Source organism: Buttiauxella sp. S19-1 (assembly GCF_022134725.1).
Classification (GTDB): domain Bacteria; phylum Pseudomonadota; class Gammaproteobacteria; order Enterobacterales; family Enterobacteriaceae; genus Buttiauxella; species Buttiauxella ferragutiae.
In genome coordinates this window covers 1-16,870 of sequence record NZ_JAHWLU010000107.1, presented here as the reverse complement: position 1 = coordinate 16,870, position 16,870 = coordinate 1, and the positions used below count along the sequence as shown (strand labels likewise).

Annotated in this window: 20 protein-coding genes; 13 read left to right on the top strand and 7 right to left on the bottom strand. The window is 47.0% G+C overall.

From position 1 onward, the window contains the following. Together MES37_RS19305 and MES37_RS19300 are read left to right on the top strand one after the other, a co-directional pair. Nucleotides 1-706: glycosyltransferase family 25 protein (locus MES37_RS19305; protein ID WP_237932406.1), on the top strand; the 706-nt coding region annotated here is incomplete at its 5' end. Further along, nucleotides 699-1,964: an O-antigen ligase family protein gene (locus MES37_RS19300; protein ID WP_237932404.1), complete on the top strand. Its 1,266-nt coding sequence runs from the start codon at nt 699-701 to the stop codon at nt 1,962-1,964. The genes MES37_RS19305 and MES37_RS19300, both read left to right, overlap by 8 nt. 42 nt (nt 1,965-2,006) lie before the next feature. Here the strand turns inward: MES37_RS19300 and MES37_RS19295 are convergent, their stop codons facing one another. Next, complete coding sequence (locus MES37_RS19295) at nt 2,007-2,963, bottom strand: polysaccharide deacetylase family protein (RefSeq protein ID WP_237932402.1); 957 nt, start codon at nt 2,961-2,963, stop codon at nt 2,007-2,009. Between the two features lie 157 nt (nt 2,964-3,120). Between MES37_RS19295 and rfaQ the strand changes: the two genes are divergently transcribed. The 7 genes from rfaQ (at nt 3,121) to coaD (ending at nt 10,157) form a co-directional block, all read left to right on the top strand. Continuing rightward, entirely contained in the window at nt 3,121-4,197 is a 1,077-nt protein-coding gene (rfaQ, locus tag MES37_RS19290; RefSeq protein WP_370918801.1) for a putative lipopolysaccharide heptosyltransferase III, read from the top strand. Then, entirely contained in the window at nt 4,194-5,321 is a 1,128-nt protein-coding gene (locus MES37_RS19285) for a glycosyltransferase family 4 protein (protein ID WP_064541796.1), read from the top strand. Before rfaQ ends, MES37_RS19285 begins: the two co-directional genes overlap by 4 nt. A gap of 3 nt (nt 5,322-5,324) precedes the next feature. Next, nucleotides 5,325-6,425 carry a glycosyltransferase gene (locus MES37_RS19280; protein ID WP_064541799.1) on the top strand — a complete coding sequence of 367 codons (1,101 nt, stop codon included), beginning with the start codon at nt 5,325-5,327 and terminating at the stop codon, nt 6,423-6,425. A 20-nt stretch (nt 6,426-6,445) separates the two neighbouring features. Then, complete coding sequence (locus MES37_RS19275; protein ID WP_232887156.1) at nt 6,446-7,447, top strand: glycosyltransferase; 1,002 nt, start codon at nt 6,446-6,448, stop codon at nt 7,445-7,447. 168 nt (nt 7,448-7,615) lie between these two features. Further along, complete coding sequence (waaA, locus tag MES37_RS19270) at nt 7,616-8,890, top strand: lipid IV(A) 3-deoxy-D-manno-octulosonic acid transferase (protein ID WP_064541806.1); 1,275 nt, start codon at nt 7,616-7,618, stop codon at nt 8,888-8,890. Then, nucleotides 8,890-9,666 (top strand): glycosyltransferase family 2 protein, encoded by a 777-nt coding sequence (locus MES37_RS19265; protein WP_237932399.1) that lies wholly within the window; start codon nt 8,890-8,892, stop codon nt 9,664-9,666. The genes waaA and MES37_RS19265 overlap by 1 nt, the downstream gene beginning before the upstream one ends. After that, on the top strand, nt 9,663-10,157 hold the full coding sequence (coaD, locus tag MES37_RS19260) for a pantetheine-phosphate adenylyltransferase (RefSeq protein WP_064541812.1): 495 nt from the start codon (nt 9,663-9,665) through the stop codon (nt 10,155-10,157). The genes MES37_RS19265 and coaD overlap by 4 nt, the downstream gene beginning before the upstream one ends. A gap of 4 nt (nt 10,158-10,161) precedes the next feature. On the opposite strand, the gene mutM is transcribed toward coaD, so the two are convergent. The 4 genes from mutM to radC form a co-directional block, all read right to left on the bottom strand. Further along, entirely contained in the window at nt 10,162-10,971 is an 810-nt protein-coding gene (gene mutM / locus MES37_RS19255) for a bifunctional DNA-formamidopyrimidine glycosylase/DNA-(apurinic or apyrimidinic site) lyase (RefSeq protein WP_064541815.1), read from the bottom strand. Nucleotides 10,972-11,043: 72 nt separating this feature from the next. Then, nucleotides 11,044-11,211, bottom strand: a complete 168-nt coding sequence (gene rpmG / locus MES37_RS19250; RefSeq protein ID WP_002208990.1) for a 50S ribosomal protein L33 — start codon at nt 11,209-11,211, stop codon at nt 11,044-11,046. A gap of 13 nt (nt 11,212-11,224) precedes the next feature. Beyond that, nucleotides 11,225-11,461 carry a 50S ribosomal protein L28 gene (gene rpmB, locus MES37_RS19245; protein ID WP_034461465.1) on the bottom strand — a complete coding sequence of 79 codons (237 nt, stop codon included), beginning with the start codon at nt 11,459-11,461 and terminating at the stop codon, nt 11,225-11,227. A gap of 216 nt (nt 11,462-11,677) precedes the next feature. Next, nucleotides 11,678-12,343, bottom strand: coding sequence for a RadC family protein (radC, locus tag MES37_RS19240; RefSeq protein ID WP_064541912.1), 666 nt, complete (start codon nt 12,341-12,343; stop codon nt 11,678-11,680). A gap of 177 nt (nt 12,344-12,520) precedes the next feature. Between radC and coaBC the strand changes: the two genes are divergently transcribed. The 3 genes from coaBC (at nt 12,521) to slmA (ending at nt 14,885) form a co-directional block, all read left to right on the top strand. Then, the gene (gene coaBC / locus MES37_RS19235; protein WP_232887164.1) at nt 12,521-13,732 is read left to right on the top strand and encodes a bifunctional phosphopantothenoylcysteine decarboxylase/phosphopantothenate--cysteine ligase CoaBC; all 1,212 of its coding nucleotides are present in this window, start codon (nt 12,521-12,523) and stop codon (nt 13,730-13,732) included. Further along, entirely contained in the window at nt 13,710-14,168 is a 459-nt protein-coding gene (dut, locus tag MES37_RS19230) for a dUTP diphosphatase (RefSeq protein ID WP_064541819.1), read from the top strand. Before coaBC ends, dut begins: the two co-directional genes overlap by 23 nt. Nucleotides 14,169-14,288: 120 nt before the next feature. After that, a complete protein-coding gene (gene slmA / locus MES37_RS19225) occupies nt 14,289-14,885 on the top strand; it encodes a nucleoid occlusion factor SlmA (protein WP_064541822.1) in 597 nt (198 codons plus the stop codon). A gap of 30 nt (nt 14,886-14,915) precedes the next feature. Here the strand turns inward: slmA and pyrE are convergent, their stop codons facing one another. Together pyrE and rph are read right to left on the bottom strand one after the other, a co-directional pair. Further along, nucleotides 14,916-15,557 carry an orotate phosphoribosyltransferase gene (gene pyrE / locus MES37_RS19220; RefSeq protein WP_064541826.1) on the bottom strand — a complete coding sequence of 214 codons (642 nt, stop codon included), beginning with the start codon at nt 15,555-15,557 and terminating at the stop codon, nt 14,916-14,918. A 57-nt stretch (nt 15,558-15,614) separates the two neighbouring features. Beyond that, nucleotides 15,615-16,331, bottom strand: a complete 717-nt coding sequence (gene rph / locus MES37_RS19215; protein ID WP_121814628.1) for a ribonuclease PH — start codon at nt 16,329-16,331, stop codon at nt 15,615-15,617. Nucleotides 16,332-16,456: 125 nt separating this feature from the next. Here rph and MES37_RS19210 point away from each other — a divergent pair. After that, nucleotides 16,457-16,870 (top strand): YicC/YloC family endoribonuclease (locus MES37_RS19210; RefSeq protein WP_237932396.1); only part of this gene is annotated, 414 nt, incomplete at its 3' end.

The following is a 16,870-nucleotide window of genomic DNA, read 5'->3' as shown; positions in this document are numbered from 1 at the left end:
GTGTATAGCATTTAATTTAGATTATACAGTTATACCAGCTGTAGATGGACGTAAATTAAGTGAAGATGATCTGAGTAAGCTAATAGATCCTGAAAAATCTAAAGGAATGACACGCGGAGAGATAGGCTGTTCATTAAGTCATTATAATATATACAAAAAAATAGTTGATGACAATATTGAGTACGCCTTAATTCTTGAAGATGATGCTCAGCTAGAACCCAATCTAGCTAAAGCACTTGAGTTAGTAGAAAAAAATGTTTCGGATACTCCTACCATCATATTACTTGGCCCCATAAATAAACATGCGACACGCAACAGTCAGCGGTTATCTGATGATTTTAAATTAGTAAACGTTATGGAAGCAGCACTTTCTCATGGTTATTTTATTAATAAATCAGCAGCCAAGAAATTGATAAGTTTCTTATACCCTATATGGCTTGAAGCAGATCGTTGGGTATTCTTTAGAGATTATAATATTATTAACGTAAAAGCATTAACCCCGCCTTCAATCACCCTCTCAACGCTGAGTAACACTTCCACTATTTGGCCTACAGAGAAGGAGTTGCAGCAGAGGGAAGACATTGAGAATGAACGCTCTTTAACGTTAAAAAAAATAAAGCGCGAGAGGAAAATGATGATGAAAATACGCCTTTTCTTTTGGCGAAACATTACCAGAAAGCTTGTCGGGGTAACCAGCAATGATTAATAAAATTCATTTCACTCAGACTGCAATAAATAAGTATTTATTCATATCTGTTGTTGTTTTATTGTCATTAGTATTGCCAACTGCTTTTCTCCATGAGAAAACAGGACGTGTTATATTTTACTATTGCAGCTATTTATCCATCCTTGGAATTATTGTCAATTATAAAAAAATTGCCTGTGTCATTTCCAATGCAAAAATAGCTCTGCCTTTTTTATTACTTGGTATAGTCTTTGCCCTGTGGTCAACTATTTCGCATTTTCAACTTCAGGAAAATGAAAGTAAAGAATTACTGTTTACGCCAGGTAAGAGAATGTTTCTTTCATCAATGATTGCACTTTATGTCATCGCAATGTTTAAAAGTGAAATTATTGATAATGCTCTTCTGAAAAAATTATTTCTCTTTTCATTTTCTTGTGCATTTATTTCAGCGTCGTTCTCTGGGATCATACAAAGTGTATTATCACCCGATCGAATTCTTCTTGGTATCAATAGAGCCACCCTCACAGCCTATGCCTATAGTGCATTATCCATTGCACTAATCTGTATTATTGGTAGAGTCATTGATGGGAAGTTAAAGTACCCATTATTATTAGTCTCTATAATTGCTTCTGTTTATGTTATCTTTTTAACCGAAACACGGTCTGCCATGGTTATCCACTCAGGGTTATCTCTGGTAGTCTTTTCATATATTATGTGGGCAGATAGGAAGATAAAAATAATTTATGTTGCACTGGCTGTAGGTGCATTAATAGCGGTTTCCTCCATCAATTCAAAAATTATTGAAACACGCTTCAAGGATACAACCTCTGATATTACCGCATACCGACAAGGTAATGATCAAACATCATTAGGCGCAAGGTTTTCCATGTGGAAAGTCGGTATTGTATCTTTTTATGACCATCCATTCGGGGCCACGCAAAACACAAGAAATCATTATATCCGTGATTATTTAGTAAAAAACCACCAGGAGAACTCTGCTGTTTTCCAGTATCTTGACGTCCATCTCCATAATGAAATTATTCAGTACAGCTCTTTATTTGGTATTATAGGGGTTTTGGTATTACTCTATTTTTACATTAGTATGATTTTCACTAATGGTATTTCAGGAATCCTCTGCAACCCTATATCAATGGTGGTTATTTCAACTTTATTGTATGGTATGACTGACGTATTATTAACTTCAATAGAATTTATTGTCATCATATCGACGCTTATCACTATGGCATATGTGATTTGTTATGAAAAAGAGAACAAGTAAATAACTATATGGGGCAGTGACCGCCTGCCCCATTAAATTCAATCAGCTAGTTTTAGTTTCATAATACTCAGCCAATGTCATTCCCCTGGTTCGCTCTGCGAGCCAGGAAAATAACGTATTCAAATCCTGATATAGCCTTTCAATATCAGCTTCATCTTTGAACGTTGGACTACCACCGGGCATAAATTCTGATGAATGAAGCATAAACTCTACGTAATCGTTGCCTTGGGATAAGGTTTTTTCTGCAACAGCTATCATTTGTGCAGCATTGCCACCTGATGGGCGCAACCAATTTACTGAAGGACTACGATATTTCCCGCGCATCTGGTCATAGCCTTGCTTAAAGCTATTCATCAGATTGCTATGCTTATATTGAATACTCATCGGGACTTCGAGTAATGCGGAGTTACCAGACTGGTCAATATTTTCCAGATCCATAAAATAAGCCTGGGTCGGGAAATGTTGATAATCCGTTCCGCCATTACCAGTAGGAGCCCCCTTCGCATTTCGCCAGTTAACTCTCGGCGTCACAGAGCAATCCACCTTATAGCCCAACTCCACCAGTAATTTGGCATAGCGACTATCAAATGACCAACGTCCGGCACGATGACTAATCATTTTTGTGCCAAATGTTTCTTCCAGCAACGTGGTCATATAAACCACTTTCTCCCGCATGATCTCATCACTGTACTCAATGAGATAGGGCTGCCAGCGCCAGTCATCGCCCGTTAAATCGTGATCGGGTGGGCTATTCCATGCGTGTAAGTGCATGCCAACTTCTCCCTGACCACGAGCAATGACATCTTTGGCAAACTCGATAAAAACCGGATCCATAGCCATCTCATAGTTCGTAAGCCAAACCGGCTTAAAACCATATTTTTCACATAAAGACTGAAAACGAGGTAAGAACCGAGCATTCTCAGTTTTGATTTGTCGATGGTTTTGCCAGAGATTATCGCCTTCGGTATCAATGGTGATAATGAATGCAGGTTTGGTCATTTCCGTCTCTGAAATAAAGATGTTCACATCATGTTACGCAGCCTGCCAGATAAGGGCAAACCGCATACGATCAAATTTCTAACTCCTGAGCACAAATGTAGCAACCACACTCAAGGTCTATTAGAATCACCCTTTGGTTAATCTTCTAAAGATGATAATGAGTAACGCTTTGAATGCTCTTGCAGCCATGCCACCTACCCGTATTTTACTGATAAAGTTGCGCCATCATGGTGACATGTTGCTCACCACTCCGGTGATCAATGCATTACATCAAGCCTGGCCACACGCAAAAATCGATGTTCTGCTCTATGAAGAAACGAGAGACATGCTGGCGGCACATCCATTCATTCATCGTATTTATGGAATTGACCGTAAATGGCGCAAACTCGGTACCCGCCAGCATTTATGCAAAGAGTGGCAATTACTTAAAACATTGCGCGAGCAAAAATATAGTCTGGTTATCAATCTGGCCGATCAGTGGCGTAGCGCCGTGGTCACTCGCTTCACTGGTGCTCCTTCGCGTATCGGTTTTGATTTCAATAAGCGCCGCGGCTGGATCTGGCAACATTGTCATACTCAACTTGCTTCAGTGTCAGGTCATCAGACCCTGCACACTGTAGAGCAAAACCTCTCCATTATTGCCCCGTTGAATATTGCTCCAGTCAGGGATGTTACGATGAGCTATCAGCCTGGCGACTGGCAATCCGTGCAAAGTAAGCTGCAAAGCAATGGGGTTGAAGGTTCCTATATTGTGGTGCAGCCCACCTCCCGCTGGTTTTTCAAATGCTGGGATGAGGGCAAAATGGCTGAAACCATCACTGCTTTGCAAAAAGATGGGCATTCCCTGGTATTGACCTCCGGGCCGGATAAAAACGAAAAAGCGATGATTGAAAAAATCCGTGCGTTATGCCCATCAGAGCGAATCCATTCCCTGGCGGGTGAGCTAACTCTGCGCCAATTAGCGGCACTGATCGACCACGCCCAACTGTTTATCGGTGTGGATTCAGTACCGATGCACATGGCTGCCGCATTGAAAACACCATGCATCGCGCTATTTGGCCCTTCAAAGCTGACATTCTGGAGCCCGTGGGACGTCGTCGGTGAAGTCATTTGGGCAGGAAACTATGGTGATTTGCCAGACCCTGACAAAATTGATACCAATACGAAAGAACGTTATCTCGATGCCATCCCAGTCGACATTGTTGTCGCCGCTGCAAGGAAACAGTTGTTATGAAGCGCTGCCGTCTGGCTATTGTCCGCCAAAAATACCGCCCGGATGGAGGTGCTGAACGTTTCGTTTCACGCGCACTTGAGGCGTTAAGCGCCCACGATATGGAACTCAACGTTATCACTCGGCAATGGCAGGGTGAGCGCCAGGATAACTGGCATATTCATATTTGCGATCCGATGAAACTAGGTCGAATCAGCCGTGAAAAAGGTTTTGCCGATGCGGCAAGAACGCTATGGCAACGTGAGAATTTCGATATTGTTCAAAGTCATGAACGTATAGCGGGTTGCGATATTTATCGCGCAGGTGATGGTGTTCACCGCCGTTGGCTGATGCAGCGTGCAAGAATTTTACCCGCCTGGCGCGGAAAGTGGCTATTTCTCGATAGATACCATCGTTATGTGATGCAGGCTGAGAAGGCGATGTATCAGGCTCCCGAACTAAAAGCCGTCATCTGCAATGCCGAAATGGTTAAAAGAGAGATTATCGAAGATTTCTCTATACCTGCTAATAAGATACATGTCATCTATAATGCTATTGACTCTTCCCGCTTCGTTCCGGCAAATGATGAGCTACGCACGAAACTACGAGATGAATTATCTATCCCGCAAAGCGCAGTAACATTGGTCTTTGTCGGTTCCGGATTCGAGCGTAAAGGGTTAGCCAGTGCAATTAAGGCCATTGCTAATACCGACCGCTATCTGGTGATCGTTGGGCAAGATAAAGTCGAGAAAAGTTATCGAGAACTGGCACAATCTCTGGGGTGCCTGAATCGCATACGGTTTATGGGAATGCAGAAAAATACGCTGCCTTTCTATCAGGTAGCTGATGGACTATTACTGCCAACACTATATGATCCATTTCCAAATGTGATTCTTGAAGCAATGGCATGTGGTTTACCGGTTATTACCTCGGCTACCTGTGGTGGAGCTGAATTTATAACAATCGGACAAAACGGATACGTTTGTGATGCACTCAATATCCCACAACTTTCAGAAGCGGTAATGGCAATATCTTCACGCTTTGTGGATGAGAAAATGGGGGAATATGCTCGCGAGCGAGTCAGGGATGCGACACCGGAAAAACTTTCACAGCAACTTATTTCGCTGTATCAAAATATACTGGATTAGACGATGCGTATCCTAATGATTATTGATGGTTTACCTGGCGGCGGTGCTGAAAAAACCGTGCTTACCTTATCGAAAGGTTTGGTCGCAATGGGTCATCAGGTTTCCGTTTTCTCATTGCGTCGCGTCTGTGATTATGAGATTCCGGAAGACGTTGATTATCAAGTGATTCTGGATACTTGTAAAAAACCGTGGCGTAAGCTGACGGAATTGTCCCGCCGTGCCGCTCTGCTGGATAGCGCAGTAGAACAAGCGCAGAAAAAAGGGAATTTCGACCTCGTTTTATCTCACCTGCATAAAACCGATCGCATTGTTGCCCACACTAAATCCATTGCGCGTGAAAAGCTCTGGTACTGTGTCCACGGCATGTATTCTTATTCATATCTTCAGCATCGTCAGGGTTTCTCACGCTGGATAAAACGTAAGAAAATTCAAAGCGTTTATCAAAATAGTAATGTCGTCGCTGTTTCTCAGGCAGTTTTGCACGATATTACGACAAATTTCGATATTACGCTGTCCGGGGGCACCGTCATTCATAACCCATTCGATATCGACGGAATACATTTAAAAGCAAAAGAGTCGTGTGAAATGGCCGGGCAGGATTATTTAATCCATGTGGGTCGCTTCCATGAACATAAACGACATGACCGGCTGATCAGCGCTTATGCTCTCAGTGGAATTCAAGCTCCGTTGGTTCTGATGGGTAACGGCAGCAATGAGCGTATTGCCGAGTTAAAAGCGATGGCCACAGCCGCTGGTGTTGCCGAGCGTGTGATTATAAAATCATTCGCACCAAACCCTTATCCATGGATTGCCAATGCACGTATGTTGCTGCTTAGCTCAGATTGTGAAGGATTTGGCAACGTTCTGGTCGAAGCACTAATTTGCCAGACACCAGCCGTCAGTACAAATTGCCCTGGCGGGCCTGCGGAAATTTTGACCGGAGAACTGTCTCGCGGTCTTTCCGGCATGAGCGCTCAGGAACTTGCTGACACTATGCTGGATATTTACAACACCCCACCGGTTATTGATATCGCAACGATTGAGTCATATAGCATTGGTGCCATCTGCCAGCAGTATTTGTCTCTGGCGACAGAAGAAAGATAACAATATTTTCGGGTAATTTTATGCCACAGAGCCTACGTCCACTCCTTAGCGTTGTTGCTGCTGTTTATAACGGCGAGCTTTTTTTAGCTAAATTCTTTGCCTGTCTTGAAGCTCAGAACATCGACAGCATGGAAGTCATTATGGTTAACGATGGTTCAACCGATGGCTCCATGGCGATTATTAACGCCTGGCGCAGCAAGTTTCCTGGTATGAAAATAATCGAACAGGAAAATCAGGGCGTTTCGATTGCGCGTAATACCGGGCTTGCTGTAGCCACAGGTCAGTACCTCTCCTTCCCGGACATTGATGATGACTTTAAGCCCGGCATGTACCAGCATCTTCTTGATTTAGCCTTAAAAAATGACCTTGATGTAGTGACGTGCAATGGTAATTACGTTTACGAAAACAACAAAAAACCTTCACGGCCAATTTTTCCGCAAGACAAGCTTCAGTCTACCGACGTACTGAGTGGTCCCCAGTGGCTTAAACGTGCGCTCGATTCGCGTAAGTTTCTGCACGTGACCTGGCTAAACCTTTATCGCCACGATTTTATTCGCGAACATGGCTTTACCTTCGAACCCGGCTTACGTCACCAGGATATTCCGTGGACAACGGAGGTGTTACTCGCCGCGCAGCGCGTTCAGTACACTGACGCTCAATACTACGATTACTACATCCATTCGGCCTCGGTATCCCATAAACCAGACACGGATGACACCCTGATCCGCTCAGCACGTCATTATATGAAAATACTGGAAATGTTAGATGCCATTAACCAGCGTTATCCGGAAGCGGTAAAGAATATTCCAGCCTGTAACTGGCAAATCGCGAAAGAAGGTCTGGGGATATTGCATACTTTCAATAACATGAAAGATCCGCACAAGAAGAAGATGATCATTCAGGAGTTTTTTGATCGCGGTATCTGGCGTCTGATTTGGAAAAATGCCCGTGGATTCCGCCTGCGCTGGCGTCTGGGTCGTCGTTATCTAAAATTGAAGAAAGCGACCCGAGTTCCGGGCTGAGGTACTGCCTCTAAGCGGGTGGATGCATGCCGCCCGCGACTTCTGTCCCTCAAGCACTAACCCATCTGAATACTAAGCAATGCCTTCGTGAAGTTACCAAAACAATAGCTTTAAGCTTCCCGAATGCTTAGAATTTGCCCGCCGATAATGAAAATACGGAAAATTCGCTTGGAATCGTTGTATACCGCTCTGTTCTATCTTATTCAGCCTTTTGTGTGGCTGCGACTGTTACTCCGTAGCCGTAAAGCTCCCGCGTATCGCAAACGCTGGGCGGAACGCTACGGCTATTGCCGTGGAAAAGTGGAGCCCGATGGTATTCTTCTGCATTCAGTTTCCGTAGGTGAAACCCTGGCGGCAATTCCGTTAGTTCGCGCCCTGCGCCATCGTTACCCGACGATTCCGATTACCGTCACCACCATGACTCCAACAGGTTCGGAACGTGCGCTGTCGGCTTTTGGGCAAAATGTGCATCATGTTTATTTGCCTTACGATCTCCCTTGCGCCATGAAGCGCTTTTTCAATACCGTGCGTCCCAAACTGGTTATCGTGATGGAAACCGAGTTGTGGCCAAACATGATCAACGAATTACACCAACGCAAAATCCCTTTGGTCATTGCCAATGCCCGTCTTTCTGCCCGCTCGGCAAAAGGGTATAAAAAGCTGGGTAATTTCACGCGCCGCCTGATGAGCAAAATCACCCTGATCGCCGCACAGAATGAAGAAGATGGTGGTCGTTTCATCGAGCTTGGTCTGAAACGCTCTCAATTAACCGTTACCGGTAGCCTGAAATTTGATATTTCAGTGACTCCAGAACTTGCCGCACGCGCAATTACGCTACGCCGCCAATGGGCTCCACATCGTAAAGTGTGGATTGCCACCAGCACCCATGATGGCGAAGAAAGTATTATTCTGGATGCACACCGCCAGTTACTGGCCAAATTCCCTGATTTACTGTTAATTCTTGTCCCGCGCCACCCGGAACGCTTCAAAGATGCGCGTGATATGGCTCAGAAGGCTGGTTTCAGCTACATCATGCGCAGCAGTGGTGAAAAGCCATCCAACAGCACCCAGGTGGTGATTGGCGATACTATGGGCGAGTTGATGATGCTGTACGGAATTGCCGATCTGGCCTTTGTGGGCGGCAGCCTTGTTGAACGAGGAGGCCATAACCCGCTGGAACCTTCCGCTCATGCGATTCCGGTACTGATGGGCCCACACACCTTCAATTTCAAAGATATTTGCGCCAAATTGCAGAGTGCCGACGGGCTGATTACCGTTACGGACGCGGCTTCACTAGTTAACGAAATCACCACCCTGCTAACCGACGAAGACTATCGCCTTTATTACGGTCGCCATGCCGTGGAAGTCCTTCATCAGAATCAGGGCGCATTGCAACGCTTGTTACAATTACTGCAACCGTACCTGCCGCAACGGAGCCATTAATGCCCAATCGCTTGTCTGTGGTGATGATCGCTAAAAATGCAGCGGACGTATTGCCAGAATGTCTGGCTTCAGTGGCCTGGGCTGATGAAATTGTTTTGCTGGATTCAGGCAGTACCGATTCTACTGTCGAGATAGCTCTTCAGACTGGTGCGAAAGTTTTCATTAATGAAGAGTGGCAAGGCTTTGGCAAACAACGCCAGCTCGCACAGAGCTACGCCAGCCACGATTATGTTTTGATGATCGATACCGATGAGCGTGTCACGCCAGAACTGGCCAATACGCTAAAAGCGGTTTTAGAAAATCCGCAGACAGATGCTGTTTACAGTATCGCGCGCCGCAATCTGTTCCTTGGGCGTTTTATGCGCCACAGCGGTTGGTATCCGGACCGCGTAACCCGCCTCTACGCTCGAGCGCTCTACCGTTATAATGATAATCAGGTTCATGAGTCTCTCGAAGCTCCAGGGGCGAAAGTTATCCCACTCAAAGGGGATTTGCTCCATCTTACCTGCCGTGATTTCGCCAGCTTCCAGCGTAAACAGTTAAATTATGCGACCGCCTGGGCGCAGGAGCGTCATCAACGTGGCAAGCGAGTCTCGATTGCCGGTATTTTCGGTCACACATTTGGGGCATTCTGTAAAACGCTGCTGCTACGAGCTGGTTTTCTTGATGGGAAACAAGGTTGGCTACTTGCTGTCGTCAACGCACAGTACACATTTAACAAATACGCTGAACTCTGGGCGCTGAATCAAGGCTATACGGAAAACAAAACTCTATGACCACCCGAGCGATTTATCCTGGCACGTTTGATCCCATTACCAACGGTCATCTGGACATCGTGACGCGTGCTGCGATGATGTTTGATACCCTGATACTGGCGATTGCGAATAGCCCGCACAAGAAGACCTTGTTCACGCTGGAAGAAAGAGTCCAGCTCGCGAAAGGTGTTACTGCACATTTGCCTAATGTTGAGGTTGTCGGTTTTAGTGATTTGATGGCGAATTTTGCTAAAACTCAACAAGCTAACGTTTTGGTCAGAGGACTACGCACGGCGGCAGATTTTGAGTATGAGATGCAGCTGGCTCATATGAACCGCCACTTAATGCCAGAGCTAGAAAGCGTGTTCCTGATGCCATCAAAAGAGTGGTCTTTTGTCTCTTCATCGCTAGTTAAAGAAGTCGCGCGTCATCATGGCGATGTTGCGCACTTCCTGCCTGAGCCGGTATGCAAAGCGTTACTGGAAAGACTCAAGCAGGAGACAGCTGAATAAAGAGCTAGTGCTGGCAATGGCGGCAATAAAACGTGCTGCGTTGCCCATGCTTGCTGATGAGAATAGGCGCTCCACATACCCGACACGGTTCTCCTGCACGCCCATAAACTTGTAACTCCTGAGCGAAATACCCCGGTTTACCATCCGATTGCAGGAAATCTTTTAGCGTCGTCCCACCTTGTTCAATAGAACGCAGTAGTACCGCTTTAATGGTTTTGACCAGTAATTCACACTCAGTTTGTGATAACGACTGCGCAGTACGATCCGGATGGATGCCCGCAGCAAACAGCGATTCACTGGCATAAATATTACCCACGCCCACCACCAGCTTGTTATCCATCAGCCAGGGTTTAATCGCGAGTTTCTTTTTCGCAGATTTTTCACGCAAATAGTCTGCCGAAAATGCGTCGCTCAATGGTTCCGGCCCCAGATGAGCCAGCACATTGCTGCCCTCCAACTCTTTAGCCCATAACCAGGCACCAAAACGGCGCGGATCGGTATAACGCAACACTTTACCGTTACTCATCACCAGGTCGACATGGTCATGCTTTTGGGCAGGATAATCTTCAGGAAGGATACGCAGGCTACCTGACATGCCAAGATGGATAATAATCCAGCCATCAGGGAGTTCGAGCAGCAGATACTTAGCGCGGCGTTGCACGCTTAAAACAGGTTTGTCGCTTAGAGCATGGATTTCATCGGAGACAGGCCAACGCAAGCGACCATTACGCACCACGGCGTGAAGAATAGTTTCCCCGACCAGATGTGGTTCAATACCACGGCGACTGGTTTCTACTTCCGGCAATTCAGGCATCTCTCCTCCAGACTCAAAAGCCTAAAACGAAAAAACCCCGCCGAAGCGAGGTTTTCATCAAAGACACTAAAATTATTTAATTTTAGCTTCTTTGTACAGTACGTGTTGACGGACAACTGGATCGAATTTTTTCAGTTCCAGTTTTTCCGGCTTAGTACGCTTGTTCTTCGTGGTGGTATAGAAGTGACCAGTACCAGCAGAAGAAACCAGCTTGATCTTCTCGCGAACACCTTTAGCCATGACTTAATTCCTCTTAGTACTTCTCGCCACGGGTACGCATATCGGCCAAGACCGTTTCGATACCCTTCTTATCAATTACACGCATACCTTTAGCAGATACGCGCAGTGTGACAAAACGCTTCTCGCTCTCAACCCAAAAACGGTGAGAGTGCAGGTTCGGCAGGAAACGGCGTTTGGTCGCGTTCATTGCGTGGGAACGGTTATTACCGGTCACCGGACGCTTGCCAGTAACTTGGCAGACTCGGGACATGTCTATTCTCCAAAAATCAAATTAGCTCGAGCTTCGTATAGGGTTATGGCGCCTCGTCAGGCCGCAAGCCTGGTCCCTGGCGGTTCCATGTGAACCACAGTTCCAGGCGCATAATGCCAAAACCCGAGATTCTCAAAGGTGGCGTAGTATACGCTGCCTAACGCATGTGCTCAAGTCCCGAACAGACAAAGATCCCCAAGGATCGCGCAATTCGGCCTAAATCCACCCACGTTCTGCAAAAGAAACGTACTCTCCACGGCCGATAACAAGATGATCGAGCACTCGAATTTCCATAAACAGGCAAGCTTTTACGATGCGTTCGGTAATAACGCGATCGGCTTTACTCGGTTCTGCTCGACCAGACGGGTGATTATGCGCGAGTATTAACGCCGCTGCATTTGATTTCATCGCTTCACGCACAATTTCTCTCGGATGGACCTCTACATGGTTCAATGTTCCAGAAAACATCGGACAATGTTTAATCACCCGATGCTGATTATCCAGAAAAATAACCATGAAAACCTCGCGTTCTTCAGTCGTTAGCTGGCTTTGGATAAATTCCCTGACTGAATCAGGCCCTTTTAAAGTCAATTCTTCAACGCCTCGAGAATAGTAATAACGCCGCGCTAGTTCAGCTATGGCGTTTAACTGCGTGTATTTAGCCTCACCAATACCCTTAACATCGTTGAACTGCGAATAGTCCGCTGACAACAGCCGGCTTAACGAGCCAAACTGATGCAGTAAGGTTTGCGCAAATGTCAGGACATTCATGTTTCTGCTGCCAGTGCGTAAAAAAAGCGCCAGTAACTCCACATCAGATAAAGAACTGGCCCCAAATTTCAGCAGTTTTTCGCGCGGCATACTCGCTTTATCCTGCCCCATGATCACATCCATCAGAACCTCCTTGCCCTTCATTTCCGCTATTGTGCACAACTCGAGAAGCACAAACGACAGGCAGATATTCCGCATGCGGGATGTCTCGCAAACTGCAAAAAAGTCGATACCTAATGAGTGTGGTAAAATAGCCAGATGACTGTGACTTGTGGTGGAAAAATCATGATGGGGCTTTCTGGCAAAAAAATTGTTCTGGGTGTGAGCGGTGGTATCGCTGCCTATAAAACACCAGAACTGGTGCGCCGTCTGCGTGAACGCGGGGCAGAAGTAAGAGTGGTAATGACTGAGGCCGCCAAAGCCTTTATTACGCCACTGAGTTTACAAGCCGTATCAGGTTATCCGGTTTCAGACAGCTTGTTAGATCCCGCAGCAGAAGCCGCAATGGGCCATATAGAATTAGGCAAATGGGCTGATTTAGTTATCCTTGCCCCCGCCACGGCCGACTTAATTGCCCGCATTACTGCAGGCATGGCAAATGACCTTGTGAGCACAATTTGTCTCGCCACACCGGCACCGGTTGCCGTTGTCCCTGCCATGAACCAACAGATGTACCGAGCCACTGCAACTCAACACAACCTTGAAGTTCTCTCTTCACGCGGCTTGTTGATGTGGGGGCCGGATAGCGGCAGCCAGGCCTGTGGCGATGTTGGCCCAGGTCGAATGCTTGACCCGCTAACCATAGTCGAAATGGCGGCACAGCATTTTACTGTCACCAAAGATCTGCAACATCTTAATATCATGATTACCGCTGGCCCAACCCGCGAGCGTCTGGACCCGGTGCGCTATATCACTAACGATAGTTCAGGGAAAATGGGTTATGCCATCGCGGCGGCGGCGGCATCGCGTGGCGCGAATGTGACGTTAATTTCTGGCCCTGTATCTTTGCCAACACCACCATGGGTGAAGCGTATTGATGTCACCACAGCGTTGGAAATGGAAGCTGCTGTTCAGCAACATGTTCAGGAACAGCAAATTTTTGTGGGCTGTGCCGCAGTTGCGGATTATCGTGCAGCCGCTGTAGCTGATGAGAAAATCAAAAAGCAAGGCGATGAAATTACAATAAAAATGATAAAAAACCCGGACATCGTCGCCGGTGTCGCAGCACTTTTGGCGCACCGACCTTATGTTGTTGGGTTTGCCGCCGAAACAAATAATGTGGAAGAATACGCCCGGCAAAAACGTATGAGTAAAAATCTCGATCTGATTTGTGCGAATGATGTCTCACAAGCAGGCCAGGGATTTAATAGCGACAACAATGCACTGCACATTTTCTGGCAGGAAGGAGATAAAGTCTTACCTCTTGAGCGTAAAGAACTCCTTGGCCATCTTTTACTGAACGAGATAGTTACCCGTTATGATGAAAAAAATCGACGTTAAGATTCTGGACCCACGCGTTGGCCAACAGTTCCCCCTGCCGACTTATGCTACTTCCGGCTCTGCGGGTCTTGACCTGCGCGCCTGTCTGGATGAAGCCGTAGAGCTTGCTCCAGGTATCACCAAACTGATTCCAACCGGGCTGGCTATCCATATCGCCGACCCAACTCTTGCGGCTGTCATTCTGCCTCGTTCAGGTCTTGGTCATAAGCATGGCGTTGTTTTAGGCAACCTTGTTGGGCTGATAGACTCCGATTACCAGGGTCAGTTAATGGTTTCCGTCTGGAACCGTGGACAAGATCACTTCACTATCGAACCGGGTGAGCGCATTGCTCAAATGGTGTTTGTGCCAGTCGTTCAGGCCGAATTCAATCTGGTTGAGGATTTCGATTCTAGTGACCGTGGCGAAGGTGGTTTCGGCCATTCAGGACGCCAGTAACTTCATTTAAAAACGTAACCCCACAGCGTAAAAAATGTGAAAAAACCGCAAACTTCAAGTTTGCGAGCGCGGTGTGGTTACCTGCCTGACAAGTGCGTTATTTCAGGGGTATTTTAGAACATGGCAGAAAAGCAAGTTGCGAAACGGAATCGTCGCGAAGAAATACTTCAGTCTTTGGCCCAAATGCTTGAGTCCAGCGATGGCAGCCAACGCATTACGACTGCCAAACTCGCCGCGACTGTTGGTGTTTCCGAAGCTGCACTTTATCGACATTTTCCCAGCAAAACGAAGATGTTCGATAGCCTTATCGAGTTTATTGAAGATAGTCTGATTACCCGTATCAATCTCATCCTGAAAGATGAGAAAGACACCCACGCCCGGTTACGCTTGATTGTTTTACTGATTCTTGGGTTTGGCGAGCGCAACCCTGGCCTAACACGAATTCTCACCGGCCACGCGCTGATGTTTGAACAAGACCGTCTGCAAGGCCGTATCAATCAGCTTTTTGAGCGTATAGAAGTGCAATTGCGCCAGGTCATGCGTGAAAAGAAGATGCGTGAAGGTGAAGGCTACATTACTGATGAATCGTTACTGGCAAGCTTGCTGCTGGCATTTTGTGAAGGGACACTATCGCGTTTTGTGCGTAGCGAATTCCGCTATCTGCCTACCGGTGATTTTGATACCCGTTGGCCGCTGATTGCCGCACAACTTCGTTAAATAGAAAGGGCCTTCAAAAGGCCCTTTTTCTTACACGCCGTACTGAGTACGGTATTCCTGTACAGCCGCTAGATGCACGGCCATTTCAGGTTTTTCTTCCAGGTATTCAACCAGGTCTTTCAGCGTGATGATCGAAATCACCTGGCACTGGTAATCGCGCTCAACTTCCTGAATTGCAGAGATTTCACCACGACCACGCTCCTGGCGGTCCAGAGAAATTAACACGCCAGCCAGTGATGCATTGTTGGCAGCAATAATTTCCATTGATTCACGGATTGCGGTACCCGCAGTAATAACGTCATCCACCAACATCACTCGCCCTTGAAGGGCACTACCGACCAGGTTGCCACCTTCACCGTGATCTTTTGCTTCTTTGCGGTTGAAGCAATAAGGCACATCACGTTCATGATGCTCTGCCAACGCAACCGCTGTAGTGGTCGCGATAGGAATCCCTTTGTAAGCCGGCCCAAACAGCAAATCAAACTCAATCCCGGAATCCACTAACGCGGCGGCATAAAAACGGCCTAACAGTGCCAGATCACGCCCGGTATTAAACAACCCTGCGTTGAAGAAATAAGGGCTGGTACGCCCGGATTTCAGCGTGAATTCGCCAAACTTAAGTACCTGCTTGTTAAGCGCAAACTCAATAAACTGGCGCTGATACGGTTTCATGGATTTGCTCCTCGATTATTGCGACAAAAAAAAGGCGACTCTCAGAGTCGCCTAAAATTAATTCTCTAACGCCGCCTTCTGCGCCGTTACGATAGATTCAATTCCCCCTCGTGCCAGCGCCAGTAGCGCCAACAACTCTTCATGGGTGAACGGCTCGCCTTCCGCGGTGCCCTGGACCTCAATCATGCGGCCATCTTCCATCATCACGACGTTCATGTCAGTTTCTGCGGCAGAATCTTCAACATATTCAAGATCGCACAAAGCCTCGCCTTTAACGATACCGACAGATACCGCCGCAACCATCCCTTTCATTGGATTGGTTTTCATCTTACCGGCTGCGACCAGTTTGTTCAGCGCATCCGCCAGCGCAACACATGCGCCAGTAATAGATGCGGTACGAGTGCCGCCGTCTGCCTGCAGAACATCGCAGTCCAGTGTAATGGTGTATTCGCCAAGGACTTTCAAATCAACGGCTGCACGCAGAGAACGCGCAATCAGGCGCTGAATCTCAAGAGTACGGCCACCCTGCTTACCTTTTGCTGCTTCACGAGCATTACGGCTATGGGTCGCACGCGGCAACATACCATATTCAGCGGTGATCCAACCCTGGCCCTGGCCTTTCAGAAAGCGCGGAACACCTTCTTCAACGGTGGCGGTACAAAGTACTTTAGTATCGCCGAACTCGACCAGCACGGAGCCTTCTGCGTGTTTGGTGTAATTACGGGTCAGGGTGACTGGGCGCACTTGATTGGCGCTACGACCTGATGGACGCATGGGGTTATCTCCGGCTAAAACGAATGTGGCTGCGCATTATACGGACTTCGTTCGCTTATTCCTATCCTGCCACGCCAGGCATGGCTATAATCCCCCACATCTATTACAGAATACGGTTACGAAATATGATCCGCAGTATGACCGCCTATGCCCGACGTGAAGTAAAAGGCGAATGGGGCAGCGCCACCTGGGAGTTACGTTCGGTAAACCAGCGTTATCTTGAAACCTACATCCGTATGCCAGAGCAGTTCCGTAGCCTCGAACCTGTGGCTCGCGAGCGTATTCGCACCCGCTTAACTCGCGGGAAAATCGAATGTAACCTACGTTTCGAACCTGATACTCGTGCTCAAAGTTCTTTGCTGCTCAATGAAAAACTGGCTAAACAGCTGGTTGAAGCAGCGAATTGGGTAAAAATGCAGAGCGACGAAGGCGAAATCAATCCAGTTGATATTTTACGCTGGCCTGGTGTGATGTCTGCTCAGGAACAAGACCTTGATGCCATCACAGCTGAAATTCTTGCCGCCCTTGATGGTGCGCTG

Excerpts from the sequence above, each read along its gene's own strand:
- MES37_RS19300 (WP_237932404.1), top strand. The coding sequence starts at position 699 with ATGATTAATAAAATTCATTTCACTCAGACTGCAATAAATAAGTATTTA.
- MES37_RS19295 (WP_237932402.1), bottom strand. The coding sequence starts at position 2,963 with ATGACCAAACCTGCATTCATTATCACCATTGATACCGAAGGCGATAAT.
- rfaQ (WP_370918801.1), top strand. The coding sequence starts at position 3,121 with ATGAGTAACGCTTTGAATGCTCTTGCAGCCATGCCACCTACCCGTATT.
- MES37_RS19285 (WP_064541796.1), top strand. The coding sequence starts at position 4,194 with ATGAAGCGCTGCCGTCTGGCTATTGTCCGCCAAAAATACCGCCCGGAT.
- MES37_RS19280 (WP_064541799.1), top strand. The coding sequence starts at position 5,325 with ATGCGTATCCTAATGATTATTGATGGTTTACCTGGCGGCGGTGCTGAA.
- MES37_RS19275 (WP_232887156.1), top strand. The coding sequence starts at position 6,446 with ATGCCACAGAGCCTACGTCCACTCCTTAGCGTTGTTGCTGCTGTTTAT.
- MES37_RS19265 (WP_237932399.1), top strand. The coding sequence starts at position 8,890 with ATGCCCAATCGCTTGTCTGTGGTGATGATCGCTAAAAATGCAGCGGAC.
- coaD (WP_064541812.1), top strand. The coding sequence starts at position 9,663 with ATGACCACCCGAGCGATTTATCCTGGCACGTTTGATCCCATTACCAAC.
- mutM (WP_064541815.1), bottom strand. The coding sequence starts at position 10,971 with ATGCCTGAATTGCCGGAAGTAGAAACCAGTCGCCGTGGTATTGAACCA.
- rpmG (WP_002208990.1), bottom strand. The coding sequence starts at position 11,211 with ATGGCTAAAGGTGTTCGCGAGAAGATCAAGCTGGTTTCTTCTGCTGGT.
- rpmB (WP_034461465.1), bottom strand. The coding sequence starts at position 11,461 with ATGTCCCGAGTCTGCCAAGTTACTGGCAAGCGTCCGGTGACCGGTAAT.
- radC (WP_064541912.1), bottom strand. The coding sequence starts at position 12,343 with ATGGGGCAGGATAAAGCGAGTATGCCGCGCGAAAAACTGCTGAAATTT.
- coaBC (WP_232887164.1), top strand. The coding sequence starts at position 12,521 with ATGGGGCTTTCTGGCAAAAAAATTGTTCTGGGTGTGAGCGGTGGTATC.
- dut (WP_064541819.1), top strand. The coding sequence starts at position 13,710 with ATGATGAAAAAAATCGACGTTAAGATTCTGGACCCACGCGTTGGCCAA.
- slmA (WP_064541822.1), top strand. The coding sequence starts at position 14,289 with ATGGCAGAAAAGCAAGTTGCGAAACGGAATCGTCGCGAAGAAATACTT.
- pyrE (WP_064541826.1), bottom strand. The coding sequence starts at position 15,557 with ATGAAACCGTATCAGCGCCAGTTTATTGAGTTTGCGCTTAACAAGCAG.
- rph (WP_121814628.1), bottom strand. The coding sequence starts at position 16,331 with ATGCGTCCATCAGGTCGTAGCGCCAATCAAGTGCGCCCAGTCACCCTG.